This is a genomic window from Holophagales bacterium (assembly GCA_016719485.1).
Lineage (GTDB): Bacteria > Acidobacteriota > Thermoanaerobaculia > UBA5066 > UBA5066 > UBA5066.
In genome coordinates, this window is the sequence record JADJZB010000021.1 from 559,325 (window position 1) to 576,885 (window position 17,561).

The 17,561-nt window shown below is 71.4% G+C and carries 16 protein-coding genes; 7 read left to right on the forward strand and 9 right to left on the reverse strand.

The annotated features are described in order from the left end of the window. Positions 1 to 47: 47 nt before the first annotated feature. Positions 48 to 1,367, forward strand: a complete 1,320-nt coding sequence (locus tag IPN03_14550) for an amidohydrolase (GenBank protein MBK9374904.1) — start codon at positions 48 to 50, stop codon at positions 1,365 to 1,367. Here IPN03_14550 and IPN03_14555 read toward each other — a convergent pair. From IPN03_14555 to IPN03_14565, 3 genes are read right to left on the reverse strand one after another with little or no spacing between them, the layout of a single operon-like run. Further along, a complete protein-coding gene (locus tag IPN03_14555) occupies positions 1,295 to 2,539 on the reverse strand; it encodes a radical SAM protein (GenBank protein ID MBK9374905.1) in 1,245 nt (414 codons plus the stop codon). The two genes, IPN03_14550 and IPN03_14555, sit on opposite strands and share 73 nt — an antisense overlap. After that, positions 2,539 to 2,952: a hypothetical protein gene (locus tag IPN03_14560; protein ID MBK9374906.1), complete on the reverse strand. Its 414-nt coding sequence runs from the start codon at positions 2,950 to 2,952 to the stop codon at positions 2,539 to 2,541. Before IPN03_14560 ends, IPN03_14555 begins: the two co-directional genes overlap by 1 nt. 50 nt (positions 2,953 to 3,002) lie before the next feature. Beyond that, positions 3,003 to 5,636, reverse strand: a complete 2,634-nt coding sequence (locus IPN03_14565; GenBank protein MBK9374907.1) for a PD40 domain-containing protein — start codon at positions 5,634 to 5,636, stop codon at positions 3,003 to 3,005. A 149-nt stretch (positions 5,637 to 5,785) separates the two neighbouring features. On the opposite strand from IPN03_14565, the gene IPN03_14570 reads away from it, so the two are divergent. Next, positions 5,786 to 6,376 carry a CoA pyrophosphatase gene (locus tag IPN03_14570; protein MBK9374908.1) on the forward strand — a complete coding sequence of 197 codons (591 nt, stop codon included), beginning with the start codon at positions 5,786 to 5,788 and terminating at the stop codon, positions 6,374 to 6,376. On the opposite strand, the gene IPN03_14575 is transcribed toward IPN03_14570, so the two are convergent. Genes IPN03_14575 through IPN03_14585 form a run of 3 tightly spaced genes read right to left on the reverse strand, consistent with a single transcriptional unit; the run spans position 6,357 to position 9,618 of the window. Continuing rightward, positions 6,357 to 7,127, reverse strand: coding sequence for an antibiotic biosynthesis monooxygenase (locus tag IPN03_14575; protein MBK9374909.1), 771 nt, complete (start codon positions 7,125 to 7,127; stop codon positions 6,357 to 6,359). The genes IPN03_14570 and IPN03_14575 overlap by 20 nt on opposite strands. Positions 7,128 to 7,138: 11 nt before the next feature. After that, on the reverse strand, positions 7,139 to 8,776 hold the full coding sequence (locus IPN03_14580; protein MBK9374910.1) for a SpoIIE family protein phosphatase: 1,638 nt from the start codon (positions 8,774 to 8,776) through the stop codon (positions 7,139 to 7,141). 35 nt (positions 8,777 to 8,811) lie between these two features. Then, positions 8,812 to 9,618, reverse strand: coding sequence for an NAD-dependent protein deacylase (locus IPN03_14585; protein ID MBK9374911.1), 807 nt, complete (start codon positions 9,616 to 9,618; stop codon positions 8,812 to 8,814). A 95-nt stretch (positions 9,619 to 9,713) separates the two neighbouring features. Between IPN03_14585 and IPN03_14590 the strand changes: the two genes are divergently transcribed. Beyond that, positions 9,714 to 10,433 (forward strand): PilZ domain-containing protein, encoded by a 720-nt coding sequence (locus IPN03_14590; GenBank protein MBK9374912.1) that lies wholly within the window; start codon positions 9,714 to 9,716, stop codon positions 10,431 to 10,433. Between the two features lie 63 nt (positions 10,434 to 10,496). Next, positions 10,497 to 11,261 carry an exodeoxyribonuclease III gene (gene xth, locus IPN03_14595; GenBank protein MBK9374913.1) on the forward strand — a complete coding sequence of 255 codons (765 nt, stop codon included), beginning with the start codon at positions 10,497 to 10,499 and terminating at the stop codon, positions 11,259 to 11,261. Positions 11,262 to 11,297: 36 nt separating this feature from the next. Here xth and IPN03_14600 read toward each other — a convergent pair whose 3' ends face one another. Then, positions 11,298 to 12,173, reverse strand: coding sequence for an ankyrin repeat domain-containing protein (locus IPN03_14600; GenBank protein ID MBK9374914.1), 876 nt, complete (start codon positions 12,171 to 12,173; stop codon positions 11,298 to 11,300). 68 nt (positions 12,174 to 12,241) lie between these two features. Further along, positions 12,242 to 13,192 carry an NmrA/HSCARG family protein gene (locus tag IPN03_14605; protein ID MBK9374915.1) on the reverse strand — a complete coding sequence of 317 codons (951 nt, stop codon included), beginning with the start codon at positions 13,190 to 13,192 and terminating at the stop codon, positions 12,242 to 12,244. Positions 13,193 to 13,356: 164 nt separating this feature from the next. Here IPN03_14605 and IPN03_14610 point away from each other — a divergent pair, with 164 nt between their 5' ends. The 3 genes from IPN03_14610 to IPN03_14620 all read left to right on the forward strand — a co-directional run bounded on the left by IPN03_14610 (position 13,357) and on the right by IPN03_14620 (position 16,423). Continuing rightward, positions 13,357 to 14,946, forward strand: coding sequence for an FAD-dependent oxidoreductase (locus tag IPN03_14610; GenBank protein ID MBK9374916.1), 1,590 nt, complete (start codon positions 13,357 to 13,359; stop codon positions 14,944 to 14,946). Then, the gene (locus IPN03_14615) at positions 14,943 to 15,989 is read left to right on the forward strand and encodes an ankyrin repeat domain-containing protein (GenBank protein ID MBK9374917.1); all 1,047 of its coding nucleotides are present in this window, start codon (positions 14,943 to 14,945) and stop codon (positions 15,987 to 15,989) included. Before IPN03_14610 ends, IPN03_14615 begins: the two co-directional genes overlap by 4 nt. Before the next feature lie 107 nt (positions 15,990 to 16,096). Further along, on the forward strand, positions 16,097 to 16,423 hold the full coding sequence (locus IPN03_14620) for a hypothetical protein (protein ID MBK9374918.1): 327 nt from the start codon (positions 16,097 to 16,099) through the stop codon (positions 16,421 to 16,423). Positions 16,424 to 16,569: 146 nt separating this feature from the next. On the opposite strand, the gene IPN03_14625 is transcribed toward IPN03_14620, so the two are convergent. Further along, positions 16,570 to 17,478 (reverse strand): hypothetical protein, encoded by a 909-nt coding sequence (locus IPN03_14625; GenBank protein ID MBK9374919.1) that lies wholly within the window; start codon positions 17,476 to 17,478, stop codon positions 16,570 to 16,572. Positions 17,479 to 17,561 lie beyond the last annotated feature (83 nt).

A 17,561-nucleotide genomic window follows, 5' to 3' on the forward strand; every position in this document is an offset into this window, starting at 1 on the left:
CCCTCCACTATAGTCGGGCGACAGGAAGGACGCTCATGGAGGAACCGATGCGCCCAGCCGCCGCCGCCCTCGTCGCAGGACTCGCCTTCCCGGCGCTCGCCGCCCCGCCCTCGGCCGGGCCCCGCCTCGCAACTGCCCTCGGGCCGCTGCCCGGGGCCGCGCCCGCCCTCGAGGAGCTCTACCTCGATCTCCACCGGACGCCGGAGCTCTCCCTCCAGGAGACGGCGACCGCCGGCAAGCTGGCGGCGCGCCTGCGTTCTCTCGGCTTCGAGGTGACGGAGAGGGTCGGTGGAACGGGCGTCGTCGGGGTCCTGGCGAACGGCGACGGGCCTGTCGTGATGCTCCGCACCGACCTCGACGCCCTCCCGGTCGAGGAGAAGACGGGCCTGCCGCACGCGAGCCGCGCGCTCGGGAAGGACGATCACGGGCAGCCGATTCCCGTGATGCACGCCTGCGGGCACGACCTCCACATGACCGTCTGGACCGGCGCAGCGACTCTCCTGGCACGGGCGAAGGAAAGCTGGCGCGGCACGCTCGTCCTCGTGGGACAGCCGGCGGAGGAGAAGGGGGCCGGCGCCGAGACGATGCTGAAGGACGGCCTGTTCACCCGCTTCCCGCGCCCCTCCTTCGCCGTCGCGCTCCACGTGACGCCCGACCTTCCTGCCGGGCAGGTGGGTGTCACCCCCGGGCCGGCCTTCGCCTCCGTCGATTCCGTCGACGTGACCATCTACGGCAAGGGTGGCCACGGTGCGATGCCGCACCGGACGGTCGATCCGATCCTCATCGGGGCCAGGACCGTCGTCACGCTGCAGGCCCTCGTCTCCCGCGAGAAGAGCCCGTTCGAGCCGGCGGTCGTCAGCGTCGGGTCGTTCCAGGCGGGCGCCAAGCACAACGTCATCCCGCCCGAGGCTCACCTGAAGCTCACCGTCCGCGCCTATCGCGAAGAGGTGAGGCAGGCCCTCCTGGACGGGATCCGGCGCGTCGCCGCCGCCGAGGCGATGGCGGCGTCCGCCCCGGCTGCGCCGAAGGTGACCGTCGTCGAGTCGACGCCCGGCGTCGTGAACGACGTGCCGTTGACCGGGCGCCTCAAGGGCGCCTTCTCTGCGGCGCTTGGGAGTCCGAACGTCATCGACTTCCCGCCGGCGAGCGTCAGCGAGGACTTCGCCTACTTCGGCCGCGAGGGTGTGCCCGCGTCGATGTTCTGGCTCGGAGTGGCCCCGCCCGCCGCCCTTGCCGAGGCGAAAGCGGCCGGAAAGTCGCTCGCGCCGCTCCACTCCGCCGAGTTCTCTCCCGACTACGCCCCGTCGATCCGCGCCGGCGTGACGGCGCTCGTCGCGGCGGCGCTCGAGCTGCTGCCGGCGCGCTGAAGGTCCGCCTCGCGCGAGGCGAGCCGGCGCTGGAACGCTCGCCGGTGCTTCGCGACGAGGCGGTTCCAGTCGCACTGGATCGCCGGGACGAGACACGGGTCCTGTTCCGGCGCAAAGGCGATCGACGCGGGGCAGACGAAGCATTCGGGGAGCGCCTCGCAGGAGGCGCAGGTGTCCCGTGGAGAGTTGCGGTCGCTCGCGGGGTGAAGGAGCGGAAGGCGGGTGGCGGTCTCCCATCGGCGGGCGAGTGAATCTTCGAGACCCGATGCTGCGACGCGCGGACCGCGGAGCGGGCCGCGCAGCTCCTCCGCGAGCGTGGGGATCGACGGATTGACGGAGTCGGCGAAGGCCCCGCACGGAGCGACGCGCCCGTCGACGTCGACGAAGAGAACGTCCGGGGAGCCGAGGCTGCACGCTGCCCGGGAGTGCTGCGGACGCCTCACCGGGACCCCTCGTAGCGGACCGAATGCGAATCGCCCGTCGGCCGGACCGAGGTCGAGAGCCTCGTCCACGACACGTTCCAGCTCGGCATCGAGCGTCTCCGCGCAGGCGTCGTCCCAGCCGGGGTCAGGGGTGTACACGGGGGCCGGCTGGATCTCGCGCACTCCCAGCTGGATGAGGGAGTCGAAGGAGCGGGAGAGGAACGTGACGTTTCCGGAGTCGAGCGTGAGCCTCGCCACCAGGCGGGTGTCGAGGAAACCGGGCTGGCGCGACGCCAGGCGAAGAAGGAGAGCGTAGAGGCGGGCCGGGGTGTCGGGCCCGCGCCGCTCCTGGGCCTCCGGAAGGCCGTCGCAGGAGAGCTCCACGGTGACGCCGAGCTCCTCGAGACGGTCCGTCGTCTCGTCGTCGAGCAGGAGACCGTTCGTCACGATCCGCACGTCCGGGGCGAGGCCGGGCCGCGCGTGCCGGGCGAGGCGATCGAGCGCCCGGAAGACGAGACCCTTCTCGAGGAGGGGCTCGCCGCCGAAGAGGACCAGCTTCGGCCGCGCATGCCCGGTCCTGGCGACCAGGCGAACTGCGGCCTCCAGCGTCCGCGCGCTCATGGCGTGCGGCGGCCCGCGCCGCTGAGGGCAGTAAGCGCAGGCGAGGTTGCACCGCGTCGTGAGCATCAGCGTCACGGCGCGGGGGCCCGCGACGAGCGGCTGCCACGCGGACCGGTCCGTCCGGGTCACTACTCCGCGAGAGCGCGCACGAACGGCGTCACCGCGTCCACGAGCTCGACGTCGTTCGTAATCGGGTCGATGCTCGAGACGCAGCTGTTCTCGAGCGTGCCGGGATCCTGGTTCCTCGGTCGGAGGAGCACCGCGTGGCTGGAGAGGCTTCCCGCCCCATCGCCGGGCGCCGTTGTCGCCGGCGGTGTCGAGCCGGCGGGAGGCTGCGCGGGGGGGAGCGACGGTGACAGCTCTCCGAGTCCGAGTCCCTGACCCGGGGACTGGGGCAGGTGGAGCGAAACGGTCTCCGACTCCGGCGGGAGGCTCACCAGATAGCTCAGCTGGGCTTCGAGGAGCCCCTTGTACCGGAAGATCAGCCGGATCAGCCCTTTCCTGTTCACCTCGGTCGTGGGGGAGCCCTTCGGTGCGTCCATGAGTGGTCTTCCTTTCCGCATCCCGGTTTCGAGGCCTGGGGGTGCACGCTTCAACGGTGGCTTTCGTCCCTTCTCGCCACCCAGACGTCGCCTCTCACCTCGCTGACGTGGACGGCGAGGAGGAGGCGATCCCGGCTGGCGGAGATGTAAGCGCTGCGCGTGTCTGCGTTCAGCGAGACGGGCGGATGCAGCTCCTCCTGCGTTCCGCGAGCGAGGCTGAGCCTTCGCACGGAGGCTCGGCCGTCCCACGCGCCCGCCGCGACGACGGAGGCTCCGTCCGGCTCCCAGACGGCGTTCGACAGGAGGTTTCGGATCGGTGTGCGCGCGGGTGCGGCGCCTGCCCGTGCGTCGACGGTCCAGAGCTCGTCTCCACGCAGGAAGGCGATGCGAGTTCCCTGGGGAGACCAGGCGGGGAACGTCTCCGCCGCCGGGCCCTCGGTCAGGCGCCACGGCTCACCCGCTCGAGCACCGTCCTTCAGCTCGACGATCCAGACGTTCTGAGTGCCGGAGCGCCCGGAGACGAACGCAAGGCGCGTCCCGTCGGGAGAGAACGACGGGTGGAGGTCCGTGCCCGGACCGGCGACGACCGGCTGCGGAGCCCCCCCGGCCGAGGGGAGGAGCCAGATGTCTCTCTCGCCTCGGACCGCACGGAAGAAGGCGATGAACCGGCCGTCGGGCGAGTAGTCGGGCGTCGCCGGTCCTCCGTCCGCGAGATCGGTGAGCCGGCGAAGAGCACCTTCGGGGCGGCCGTCGTGCAGCGGCTGGAGCCAGAGGTCGGAGGCGCCGTGCCGGTCGGACGTGAAGACGACGGCGGAGCCGTCGGGCGCCATCGCCGGTGTCTCTTCGTGAAGCTCGCCACCGATCCGGTGGACGGCGCCGCGGAGCCGGTCGACGACCAGGACGTCGCTGTTCCTTCGGTAGGTGGAGTAGGCGATCGTCTCTCCGTCCGCCGAGAACGAGGGTGAGCACTCGGGCCCGGTCCCGCTCGTCACCCGGCGTGGCGTGCCGCCGGCGACGGCGAGGCGCCAGATCGCCCCGACCCGCTCCCGGCGGGATGCGAAGTAGATGGCCAGGCCCTCCGGCGAGAAGACCGGCTCCGAGTCGAACGCCCCGTCGTCCGTGAGCCTTCGGGACCGGCCTCCCGCGAGGTCGACCGCCCAGAGGTCTCGGAAATCGGAATAGCAGATCGTCTTCCCGTCCGGCGAGAAAGCCGGGCCGGAATGGTCCCAGAGCCCGTCTACCTCAGTCGTCAGCGGGCGCGCCGCAGCCGGACTTCCGGTGGGGGCGACCCAGATGCGCCTGTGGCCGCTCGGCCCTTCCCGCGTGAAGGCCAGGAGCGCGCCATCGCGGGAGACGGCCGGTTCGTCCGCCGCCTCGACGACCGGCGACGGGCTTCCCCCGAGGGCCGGAATCCTCCAGACGCTGCGGACGCCGGAGCGGCTCGATGACGAGAAGAGGAGAGAGCGGCCGTCCGGGTCCCAGGCCGGGCTCCTGTCCGAGGTGGGCGTCTCTCCTCTGCCCGGCCGGTCGGTGAGCTGCAGCGGTTCGCCGCCTCGGGCGTCGGCAACCCAGATGTCTTCCGTCCCTGCCGCGTCGGACGTGAACGCGACGTACCGGCCGTCCGGCGAGACGGCCGGTTCGGTTTCCAGCCCCGGCGAGCTCGTGAGCTGGTACGACGTCCACGTGTCGGGGGGCGCGTCGGAGGATCTGAACGCACGCCAGGCAACGCCGAGCAGGGCGATCGCCCCGAGCCCGGCCGCGATGGCGATCACCGCTGTCCGCGCCGGACGCCGACGGGCCCGAGACTTCGCCGGTGGGCGGGCGGCCTCACCGCTGCCTCCCGAGAGGCTCCGCAGCGCGAGCGCGAGGTCGTGTGCGGAGTGGAACCGTTCTTCCGGGCTCTTCTCCAGACAGCGCGAGACGATCGCGACGAGAGCAGGCGGAGGATGGACCGTGGAGGACTCCCCGACAGGGGCCGGCTCCTCGTGGAGGATCGCCGAGATCGTGTCCGCGATGGTCGGCCTGTCGAAGGGGCGTCGCCCCGCGAGCATCTCGTAGAGGACGCACCCCAGCGAGAAGATGTCGGATTTCGAGTCGACGGCAAGGCCGCGTGCCTGCTCCGGCGACATGTACGACACGGTACCGACGAGGCGCCCTTCGGCCGTGCTCGTCGGGGACGTGAGAGTCGAAGCTTCGGGGAGTATCGGCTCGATGACCTTCGCGAGACCGAAGTCGAGGACCTTGACGCGTCCGTCGGAAGTGAGGAAGACGTTCTCGGGCTTCAGGTCGCGGTGGACGATGTGGTGGGCGTGGGCCGCCGCGAGCGCGTCGGCCATGCCGGCCGTGATCTCGGCGGCCCTGCGCCACGACGGCCGGTCGCGCAGCAGCCGTTCCCGGAGCGTCTCCCCCTCGAGCAGCTCCGTGACGGCGTAGGCGATCTCTCCCTCGCGGCCAAAGTCGTGGATCGCGAGGACGTTCGGGTGGGAGAGTGCCGCCAGTGCGCGGGCTTCGCGCTCGAAGCGGGAAATCCGGTCGGGGTCTCGCGCCAGGGCTTCGGGGAGGATCTTGACCGCCACCTCCCGCCCGAGCCTCGAGTCGCGTGCCCGGTAGACCTCTCCCATCCCCCCGGCTCCGATTCGACCGAGGACCTCGTACGGACCGAGCCTCGCGCTCCTTTCGAGCATTCTGGCGTCCGTTCGTTCCCTGGGCTTCCGAGGGTAATTTCCCCCCTCGAGTACGACACCGTCAACCGAATTCGGCGATCGGACTGGCGCGGAACCGGCCTCGCGCGGAGCCGGCCCGCCGTCCGGGTCCCGGTGCAAGAATCGGCACCTTGAGCGATCGAGCCGACCTCGCAGACCTCGCCGCCGCCCTCTCCCGGCTGCCGGCGCGGACGGAGGAGGGTGTTCCCGCCACCCGGAAGGCCGCGGTCGCGGTGATCCTCCGGGATTGCGAGAGCGGCGTCGAGATGCTCTTCATCCGCCGTGCCGAGCATCCGCGCGACCCGTGGTCGGGCCAGATGGGGCTCCCGGGCGGCCGCGTCGACCCTGGCGACGCATCGCCGCTCGCCGCGGCCTTGCGCGAGACGCGCGAGGAGATCGCCCTCGACCTGAGCGCGCTCGGCCGTCCGCTCGGGCGGCTCTCGGAGGTGCGGACGCACCTGCCGCTCGGTTCGGTGCCCCACAGCGTCGTCCCATTCGTCTTCGCGGTCGACGAGGACCCGGAGCTGAACCTGAACGAGGAAGTTCAGGAAGCGCTCTGGGTGCCTCTCTCGTTCCTTCGGGACCGGCGCAACCGGAGCGCCTTCACGTGGGTCAGAAAGGGGCTGCCGCTCCCGATGCCCTGCTACACCTTCGAGGGGCGCGTCATCTGGGGCCTGACACTGAAGATCGTCGACGAGCTGATCACGCTCCAGGCGCCCTGAGCCTTCGCCCCGCCACGATCTGGAAGCCGCTCACGGAGAGGTCGCTTCCCTTCAGGGCCCGCTCCTCTCCGGCGGGGGCGAGCGAGAGCCGCCAGTGGTAGAGGCCCGAGAGGTAGGGACCGAGGAGCGCGGCGAAGGCGTCGAACTGGCCCCCGGACTCGTACCTCACCGCGCTCGCCTCGTCCTTCCAGAACGTGACCGAGAGGGCCTGGGACTTCCCGCGCAGCCCCTCGACGAGGTATGTGGCGAGGCAGCCCGGCGTCTCGAGGAGAACGGGAGCGACGACGTCCTGGTAGGTCTTCTTCAGCTCCTCGAACCGGGCCGGCTCCACGCGGTGGTCGACGATCCGGAGGTAGAGGGCCGGGGAGGTCTCCGGGCCGGGAGTGTCCCGCGCCACCTCGACCGGATAGGTATCGACCTCGGGGTCGGGCAGCGGCGGCCGCTGGCCGGAGGCGAGCCGGTCGAGGTCGGCCTTCCACTCGGTCGCGGCGGCGGCCAGGTGCGGGTCGGCTCCGTCGAGGAGCTCGTCGTAGAGGCCGCTGTTCACGTAGGCGTCGGCGTGCGCGGCACTCTCCCAGAGCGTGAGGGAGTCGAGGCCTCCGGCCGCGGCCTCGGCCATGGGACGCAGGAGCGCCGCGTAGAGGCACCCCTCCGTCTGCTCGAGCGCGGGGAGGATGCGCTCCTCGTAGTACTCGCGGAAGCGCCACAGGGCGCCCTCCTTGACCTTGGTCCGGACGACGCGGAGGAACATGGCGGCGCTCCTCAGAGACTCCGCCGGACGATCACGAGCGTCCGGTCGTCGTGGAAGGGGACCCCTCTGGCGAAGGCGTCGAGGTCGCGTTCCAGGCCTCCCGCCAGCTCGCGCAGCCCGAGGCTCTGGTGGCGGATGGCGGCAGCCAGCAGCCCGGATTCGCCGAACTCCTCCTCCTCCGGGTTCAGGGCCTCCGTGATCCCGTCGGTGTAGACGAAGAGGGTGTCGCCCGGGCCCATCGTCAGGTCCCCTTCCTTGTAGCGAGCCCCGAGGATGAGGCCGAGCGGGACGCCGTTCGACTTCAGCCACTCGGCCTCTCCGGAGGCCCGCAGGAGGAGCGCGGGGTTGTGTCCGGCGTTCGTCCAGCGGAGCCGGCCGCTGGACGGCTCGAGGATCCCGAGGAAGGCCGTCGCGTACTTCTCGGGCGGCGTGCGCTTGAAGAGGAGCGCGCCCACCTGCTCGCAGATCCGGTCGGGAGGGTCGTTCCCTTCGAGCGGCAGGGCCGAGAGCGCCTCGAGAGAAGCGGTCAGGAGCGATGCGGCGATCCCCTTGCCCGAGACGTCGGCGACGAAGAACGCGAGGTCGGAGCCATCCCCGCGAACGAGGGCCTTGTAGAAGTCGCCCGAGACCCCTCGTGACGGGAGCGTGCCGCCGTGAAGCTCCCAGCCGGAGACCGGCGGGAGGGCCGAGGGAAGGAGCGCCACCTGGATCTGGCGCGCCAGGCGCACCTCCTGCTCGAGCTTCTGCCGCTCCATCGCCTCGGCGACGAGCCTCACGTTGCGGATGCGCAGTGCCGCCACCGACGCGAGGGAAACGAGGAGCTCGAGGTCCTCGTCGCGGAAGCTCCTGACGCCGAGCGCCGCCCCGACGACGATCATCCCGAGCGCTCCCTGCGCGTCGAGAAGGGGCGCGGCGATGAAGCTGCGCAAACCCGACATCATCAGGCTCTTGCTCTCCGAGAAACGCTCGTCCACGGCGGAGTCGACGACGTGGGCCACCATCCCCTTGTCGATGACCTCGTGGAGGAGGCTCTTGGAGTGCATCGGCCTCGACTCGCGCCCCGGCGTCGACCGGCGGGCGGCGCAGATGTCGTTTCCCGCGGTGTCGCGCAGGTAGATCGCCCCCTCCTGCGGTTTCAGGTGGACGAAGGCGCGATCGAGGACCAGCTCCAGCAGCTCCTCGAGCGAGATCGAGCTCGCGAGCGCCTGGTTGACCTGGTTGAGCATGTGGAGGCGGCTCTCGGCCTTCCTGCCCGGCGCACCGACGCCGGAGACGTCCGTCGAGCCCGAGACGGACTGGAGAAGATCCTTGGCCGAGCGGTAGATGACCGAGTCGCCCGAGGGCGAGCCCTCCTCGCCGTGGATCTCCAGCGTGAGGACGCTCCCGCCGAGCGAGACGGTGTCCCCGTCGCGCAGGCGCCGGACGCCCTCGACGGGAGCTTCGTTCAGCCGGGTCCCGTTGTGCGATCCGAGGTCCTCCACCGTCCAGCCCTGGTCGTCCTTGCGGATCCGGGCGTGCTCGCGCGACATCGCGCGGTCGGCGAGCGCGAGCCCGGCGCGGGACGAGCGGCCGACGACGATCTCGTCCCCATCCACATCGTGCTCGAAGCGGCGCCCGTCAGCGGACACCACGCGCAACCGGAGCGTCATCCGTTCCTCCCGTTCGTTCTCAGGCTTGCGGGAGTCTAGCGGACCCCGCCGCTCTTCATGGCGGCCAGAAGAGCCTCCATCGCCGCCGCTGCGCCGCAGCGAAGCCGGACGTCGACAACATCCGAGACCTCCGTCTCTCCCGGGTTCACCTCGACGGTGCCTGCGCCCCGGGAGCGTGCCGCGAGGACGGGAGCGGCGATGTAGGGGAAGACGCTCGTCGTTCCGATGGAGACGACGGCGTCGAAGCCGGCCCGGAGCTCCTCCTCGAGGCGCGCCACAGCCGCGCGCGGCAGCATCTCCCCGAACAGGACGACCGCCGGACGTACGAGGGCCGAGCACCGGGGACATCGCGGCGGGATCTCGAGCCCCTCGTAGTCCTTCACGCGCTCTTCCCACGCGCAGCGGGTACAGGCGAGCTCGTGGACGTCGCCGTGGATCTCGATGACGTCCTTCGAGCCTGCGGCGCGGTGGAGCCCGTCGACGTTCTGCGTCAGGACGACGACGCGGGGCCGCTCCCGCTCGAGCGCCGCGATCACCTCGTGCGCGCGATTGGGCCTCGCGCCGCGGCAGGCCCGCTCGATGGCGCCGAGGTACTTCCAGGTGCGTTCGGGATGCCGGGCGAGCATCTCGCCGGACAGAAGGGCCTCGATCGGGAGGCCCTCTTCGGGGACGTCCGCCTCGTACAGACCGCCGACGCCCCGGTAGGTCGGGAGCCCCGAGTCGGCGGAGATCCCGGCGCCGGTCACGAAGAGGATCGACCGCGCCCGGGCCAGTAGCCGCGCGGCCGCCGCGACGGCGGCGGGATCGGGGGCCTGCGGCGTTGCGCGGGAGACGGCGGCCACGCCTCGAGTGTACGGGGACCATGCCGACCCCGGACCGGGAGGATAATGAAGGCACGCACCGACCCCTCTCTCGCGAAGTCGTCCCGGAGGTGAGCATGGCAAACACAGGGCAGCGCCGGCACAGGCGCTACGAGGTCCACGATGTCCACGGCGCGCTGCTCTTCCGGACGCAGGTGAAGGTGCGCAACCTGAGCGTCTCCGGCCTCGCGCTCGAGACGCCCGAGCGGCTGCAGCTCGGGAGGACCTACGCCATCCGCCTCGCGGGAGACCACGACGCGGTCGACGTCTCCGGAACGATTCGCTGGTGCCGCCTCGCGAGCGCCCGGGCGACGGGCGGCGGCGAGCCGCGGGCGGTCTACGAGGCCGGACTCGCCTTCGAGGGGGTCTTCTCGGACATGGCGAAGGGCCTGCTCGGGTTCCTCGAGCACCACGTCGTCCTCTCGCCGCACCAGCGGCTCACGGGGCGCTTTCGCGCGCAGGCTCTCCGCCCGGCCGAGCTCGAGGCGCGCTACGCCTTCGAGGTGCTCAAGCTGAGCCTCTCGGGGATGCTCGTTCGGACGACCCTGGAGGCATCGCTCGGCGACACGTTCGCGGTGGAGCTTTCCCTCCGCGACGGCGTCGTCCCCTTGAACGGACGCGTCGCGTTCGTCCAGAGAGACGACGCCGTGAAGGGCGAGGTGGCGACCCAGCTCGGTCTGGAGTTCGTCGACGTGCCCGAGAGCGCCCGGAGCGTCCTCGCCACGTTCATCGCCCGCGAGCTGGAGACGGGGCCCGGGGACGCGGGCCGCGCGGGCGGCGACCCGCCTTCCGCCTAGAATCGACTCCCACGGTCGGGGCGCGAAGGGAATCGACGCGCTCCGGCGGTGAGGGGAGGCCCGATGCGGATCGCGACCTGGAACGTGAACTCGGTCAAGGCCAGGAAAGAGCGGCTGCTGGGGTTCCTGGCGCGGCACCGGCCCGACGTCGTCTGCCTCCAGGAGCTGAAGACCGAGGAGAAGGGGTACCCGTTCGAGGAGCTGCGCGCCGTCGGGTACGAGAGCGCCGTCCTCGGTCAGAAGACCTACAACGGCGTCGCGATCCTCTCGCGCGAGGCTCCGAAGGACGTCGAGACCGGGTTCGGGGACGGCGGCGACGAGAACCAGGCGCGCCTCGTGGCGGCGACCGTGGGCGGGCTGCGCGTCGCCTCGGCCTACATTCCGAACGGCAAGGAGGTCGGCTCGGAGAAGTGGCCCTACAAGCTGGAGTGGCTCGCGCGCCTCGCGGCATGGGCGGGCCGACAGGCGGGGGGGCCGCCGCTCGTCCTCTGCGGGGACTTCAACATCGCCCCCGAGGAGCGCGACGTCGCCAACCCCGCCGCGTGGGCCGATTCCGTCCTCTGCCACCCGGACGTGCGCTCGGCGTGGGGAGCGCTCCTCGCGGCCGGCCTCGTCGACTCCTTCCGTCTCCACCACCAGGAGGGCGGTCTCTACTCCTGGTGGGACTACCGGATGCTCGGCTTCCCGAAGAACGACGGACTGCGGATCGACCACGTCCTGCTCGCCGGGACGCTCGCGCCCCGGTGCACGGGCGCCTTCATCGACCGGGACGAGCGGAAAGGGAAGCTCCCGTCCGATCACGCACCCGTCTTCGCCGAGCTGGCGTAACGCATCCCGGGAGGACCTCGGCGAGGCCGGAGGGAGTCAGCGAGCCGGCTTCTTCGCGGGCGCGGCGGGCTTCGGCGGGTTCTTCAGGAGCTTGCGGATCTCCGGCTTGACCGGTTGTCCCGGCCGCCCCTTCAGGAGCGTGGCGCGGTCGGCCCTCACGTCGGCGCCGCCAAGGAGGAGGAGCCGGACGACCTCGACGTGCCCGTTCCAGACCGGAAGCCAGATCGGGGCCGCGCCCCCTGTCCCTCGGACGTTTGGGTCGGCCCCCCTGGCGAGGAGGAGGGCGACGGTGGGCGCGTGGCCGCTCTCGGCCGCGAGGAAGAGGGGCGGCGCGAGCGGCGGCGCAGAGAGGGATGCCCTTGCGCCGCCTTCGAGGAGAACACGCGCGGACTCCCACGCCTCTGCCGCGCAGGCTCGCTGCAACGGCGTGCCGCCCGGCCCCCTCGCGGGGTCGGCGGCCTGGTCCGGGTCGGCCCCCGCGGCGAGAAGGGCCTTCAGCGCGCCCAGACTCTCCGCCTCGGCCGCGACGGTGATGGGCGGCTCGCCTCCCGGCGCGTCGCCCGGCTTTGCTCCCCGCGCGAGAAGCCTCCCGACGACCTCGGCTCGGTCGCTCCGCGACGCTTCCAGCAGCGCGCTGCTGCCCCATTGGTCGCGCGCCGTCGCGGGCATTCCTGCTTCGAGGAAGAGGTCGACGAGGGCGAGATCCCCCTCCGCGGCAGCGGCGAAGAAGGCGTGCGGTTCGAACGGGACGTCCCTTTCGGCGAGCGCGTGCCGGGCCTTTTCCACGGGCGCCTGGGCTCGCGGGGTGGGAGGCGCCGAGGTCGCGACGGCAGGTCCCCGGACCGCGCCGGCCAGGACGGCGAGCGCGGCCGCGAGCAAACGGACGGACGGGTGGCCGCAAGAAGAAACCATGGCGGTCCTGTGCCCGGCCATTCTCGCTCGAAGGAGGTCGGCCGGGCTCCGGATCCTTCCGGCGGAAATCACCCCTTCGGGATCCTCCCGGCGTTCGCCGCGAGCCAGGCGTCGAAACTCTGGATCGCGGGGTTGAGCGACCGGCTCAGCTCCAGGTCGCGAAGCGTGCAGAAATCGTCGCTGAAGTCCCTGTTGAACTGGAACATGTTCGCGATGTCGTCCGCTCCGGGGAAGCCGAAGGTCCGGTAGACCTCGGGCGGCACGTAGGCGTAGGCGACTTCCTCTCCGAGGGCGCGAGAGAGGGCGGCCGCCATCTCGACGCCGGTGAGGTGCTCTCCGGCGACTCCGATCGTCGCTCCCGCCAGCTCCCCGCCGCGCTGGAAGGCGCCGTAGGCGCACTTGCCGATGTCCTCTACGGCGATGCCGGGGAGCTTGCGGTCCGCCATCGGGAGGACGAACGCGAGCCTGCCGTCGGCGCCGCGCTTCGGCTCCATGCCGAAGTGGATCAGGTTGTCCCAGTAGAACGACGTGTGGAAGAACGTCGTCGGGACGCCCGAGGCGGCGAAGAGGGCGTTCGCCTCTCCCTTGGCGTCGAAATGCGGGACCTTGTAGCGGCCCATCAGCGTCGGCATGCGGTCGTCGTCGAGGGAGACGAATCGGCGGGTGTCTTCGAGCGTCGACCAGAGGACGTGCGAGACGCCCGCCTCGCGAACCGCCCGGGCGAGCGCGCCGGCCTGCGCCAGCTCTTTCTCGGGGGAAAAGTGCTCCCAGAAGTTCGTGACGCAGAAGGCGCCGTGGGCCCCGGCGAACACCGCGGCCAGGCTGTCGGCGTCGTCGAGGTCGGCGCCGACGACCTCCGCCCCGAGCCCGGCGAGGGCCTGGGCCTTGTCGGAGCGTGTGTTCCGGGTGATGGCGCGCGCGGCGAAGCCGCCGGAGGGGTCGGCGAGGATGGCCCTCACGAGCCCTCCGCCCTGCGCTCCGGTCGCTCCGACGACGGCGATGACTTTCTTCTCGGCCATGGCTTCGCTCCCTTCGCCCGCGTTCGGGCTCCCGTCTCTTCCGATCGTGATGTGCGGGGCGGATGGTAATCCCCGTTCCCCCGTCGATGCGAGGACGCGTTTACGCGCACGGACGGGGAGATCGCGCCTAGAATCCCGGCACTTTCCAGTTCCGGAGGTGCTCCATGGCTCGCAGCCCCCTCTTCCGATCGCTTCGCCGTGCTCTCCGCCTCGCCGCGCTCCCGCCGGGAAAGGACCCGCTTCTCCCAGCGGCGGGGACGGACCCTGGAGGCTCTCTTCGCCCTTCGCGGCGCGATGCGCTCCGGATGGGGGGCGTCGCCCTCGCGGGTATGGCTGCGGCACGCTGCGCCTCGGTGGTCCCGGTCGCCAGCGGGCCGGACGAGGTCCTCGTCGTCGGGGGCGGCGTCGCCGGGCTGACCGCGGCGTGGCGGCTGAAGCAGGCGGGCGTCGCCGTCCGCGTCCTCGAGGCGCAGGATCGGACCGGCGGCAGGATGCTGAGCCTGAGGGGACACTTCCCCGAGGGCCTCGTGGCCGAGCTCGGCGCCGAGCTGATCGACACGGACCACGCGAGCCTGCGCGCACTCGCTGCCGAGCTGGGGCTCGAGCTGGACGATCTCCTCGTCGAGCCGCCCGGCGTCTCGGAGACGCTCTTCTTCGCCGGCGCGCTCCGGAGCGAGGCGGAGATGGTCGCGGCGATGCGTCCCGTCGTCGAGGCGGCCCGCCGGGACCTCGCCCTCCTCGGCGAAGAGCCCGACGCGAGCTACCGGGGACCGGAAGCCGCGCGGCCTCTCGACGCCCTGTCGATCACGGCCTGGCTCGAGAAGGCCGGAATCACGGGCTGGGCGAAGACGCTCGTCGAGGTCGCTTTCGAGTCGGAATGCGGGCTGCCGCCGGGCGACCAGAGCTGCCTGAACTTCCTCCTCTTCGCGAGCTTCGAGCCGGACCACCCGAAGCTCTACGGCGACAGCGACGAGCGCTTCCACATCCGCGGCGGGAACGACCAGGTCCCGTCGCGGCTCGCGGAGAGGCTCGGAGACGCGGTCCTGCGGGGGACCCGGCTCGAGGCGCTCCGGACGGGAAGCGACGGGCGCTACGTAGCGACGGTGAGGCGGGAAGGAGCGAGCCGCGAGGAGCGCGCCTCCCACGTCGTCCTCGCGCTGCCGTTCACGCTCCTCCGGGACGTCCGCCTCGACGTCCCGCTGTCGCCCGCCAAGAAGAGGGCCATCGCCGAGCTCGGCTACGGGACGAACGCGAAGCTGATGACCGGCTGGGCGCGCCGCGCGTGGCGCCTCGAGCACGGCTCCACAGGGACCGTCATGACCGACGCCGGCTTCCAGATCGCGTGGGAGACGAGCCGCGCGCAGAAGGGGACGGCCGGTGTCCTGACGAACTTCACGGGCGGCGCGGAAGGTCTCGCCGTCGGGCGCGGGACGGCGTCAGAGCGGGCCACGGAGCTCGCCGGGCGGCTCGACGGGATCTTCGCCGGGATCTCCGCCCACCACCGCCCCGCCGAGGCCGTCAGGTTCCACTGGCCCACGAACCCCTTCACGCGCGGGAGCTATGCCTGCTACCGCACGGGGCAGATCACGGCCTTCGGCGGGGCGGAGGGCGAAAGAGAAGGCGGAGTCTTCTTCGCCGGCGAGCACACTTCGGGGGACTTCCAGGGCTTCATGGAAGGAGCCTGCGAGTCGGGCGAACGGGCCGCGAAGGAGGTCCTCGCTGCGATGGGCGTTCGGGTGGCGGTGACGAAATGACGCCAGACAGTGGGAAGTCGATCCGGCGTGACCCGGCCCGCGGTCCTGCGGCTCGCATGGCGCGCGCCGTTCCCGTTCTCGCGACAGTGGCGCTCATGGCGTTCGCGGCTTCCGCACCCGGGGCCGGGACGGCCCTCGGCACCCTGACGGTGAAGGGAAAGACGACGGCGCTGAAGCACGTCGTCGCGATGCGGGAGACCGACCCCGACGATCCTGACCGGTACTGGCTCGTCGTTCTCGCGACGGATCGCGCGGTCGAGCTCGCGGACCGCCTTCCCGTCCGGCTCCGCGCGCTCGCGGCCGAGGGGAAGCTGAAGGGTGTGAGGATCCTCTGGGCAGAAGGCTACGACCGGGTCGAAGCGGTGCCCTACCACGTCGACCTGGAAGTGAGCGGGATGCGCGGGCCCCAGCGCCCGACGCTCGACCTGAAGGCGTACGACGAGAAGAACCTGGAGGCCGAGGTCCGGTCGAAGATGATGGGACAGGACTGGCACTTCCAGCTCCGGCTCGAGAGCCCGGTCGCGAAGGGGGGCGTTTTCGAGACGGAGCCCGAGGCGACCGTCGCGTCTCTGGACACGGGTCCGGGCGCGAGCCCCGAGAAGGCGAAGAAGCTCGAGCTGGGCAGGCTCGGCTACGAGTACACGGAAGAGATGTTCTTCCACGCGGTGAAGGACGCGAACGTTCCCGCGGTGAAGCTGTTTCTCGACCTCGGGCAGTCGGCGAACGCCGTCGAGTCCGCGACCGGTCACGTCCTCGTCACGGCGACGACGTTCTGCGCCCACGAGCCGAAAGAGAACCGAGGCGAGATCGTGAAGATCCTCCTGGCGGCCGGAGCGCATCCGAAGGCCGCGGATTCCAACGACGCCTCGGCGCTCCTCTGGGCGTCGCAGTCGTGTCCCGTCGACGTCGTCCAGGCGCTCCTGGCGGCCGGAGCCGACGTCAACGCTCGCGCGAAGGGGAGCGCGACGCCGCTGATGATGGCCGAGATCTTCGACCGGCAGGACGTGGTCAGAGTGCTGAAGGCGGCGGGAGCTAAGAAGTAACGCGGGGCCGGTCGCGCGCATCGCAGTACGTCCGCCATGCAGAGGCTGTCGGATCGTGCCCTGTCGAATGGCATGAGCATTGCGCTGAGTCGGTCTGGAGGTTTCAAATGGAAACTGTCTTCAGTCCCACCGTCACCGATTCCGTCAAGAGTGCCGCGAGGGACGCGCAAAAACTGGGTCAGGACGTGAAGGTCGAATTCAAGGACGCGGTTTCGCGGGGACGCGACATCGCAGGCCACTTCGCTTCAGACGCCCGGACCGCGGCGGACGAACTCTCCACGCACGCGAAGGAGACCCTTCAGGAGGGTCGCAACCGGGCCTCGAAGGCCGTTGGACGCGTGAGCGACTATGCCGACGACAACACGGCCCTCGTGACGGTCGCGGCGTTTGGCGCCGGGCTGCTCCTCGGGTACCTGGTGACCCGCCGGAGCTGACGGCGGGCCCGTGATCCGGGTATTCCCTTCAAGGGCATCGGAATCGCTTTCAAGGCTCATCGCCGGGTTGGCCCGGCTGAGCCTGCGAGGGCAGCGAAGAGGGGGTTGTAGACCGGGCTCAGGTGGCGCCCTTCCGGCGGGCGCGATCAGTCGGAGACAGCGCCGTCGTCCTTGATCGTCACCGGACCGTTCACCGTCGAAAGGCGGATGAGGGGCTCGCCGGAGCCGATCTGGAGGGACTGTTCCCCGCCCTCGTCCTCGCTGCCTCCGGTGCGGTGCGCCGCGGCACAGGCCGCCGCCCGGCACCGGACGGGGGCCCAGGCCGCGGCCGAGACGCGGAGGCCTGAGTCGAAGCGCGGATCGAGGCGGACCGTGAGGGGACCGTTCACGGCCTCGGCGACGAGCCCCTTTCCTTCCCACCGGGCGTCGGCGAACCGGGCGGAAAGCGGGCCGTTCGTCACCCGCAGCGTCCAGTCCCCTGATCCGTCCCGGAAGGAGACCGGGCCGTTCGTGGCCTCGACGTCCACCGTCCCGTGAACCCCCGAGAGGGAGAGCGGGCCGTTCGCGAGGCGGGCGGTGACGGTTGCGTGGAGTTCACGGAGAGTCATTGGTCCGTTCTCGGCGGCGAGGTCGAGAACTGCCCCCTTCGGCGCCTTCACGTAGAAGAAGACGAGCGCGTCGTCGCCCCCGACGCCCTCGACGGTGACGACTCCCTTCGGGGCCGAGACCGAGATCCGGGAGAGGGCCGCGGCGTCGCGGGCCGCCTTGCAGGCCGTGACCTCGAAGTCTGCCTTCTCCCAGCCCGAAACGCGGAGTCCGGAGGAATCCGGGGCGAGGAGGCGCAGGGGCGTCCCTCCCGCGACGACGAGCGTCTGCTCCTCCTTCACGGCCGTCACGCCGTCGAAGCGGACGAGGAGCTCGCCGCAGCCGGCTTCTCCTCCGGACGAGTCGACCGAGACGTCCCGGCCCCTGGCGAGAGCCGAGTGGGCGAGGCCGACGGCGAGGACCGTGGCGGCCGCCGCGAGAAGGGCGAAGCGCAGGGGGCGATCGAGCATGGGAGTCTCCTTCTTCTCCGGTCTACGGGTGATGCAGCCAAAGGTCACGCTCACGCGCCCTTCGCGCGAGAGCCCCGGACCGT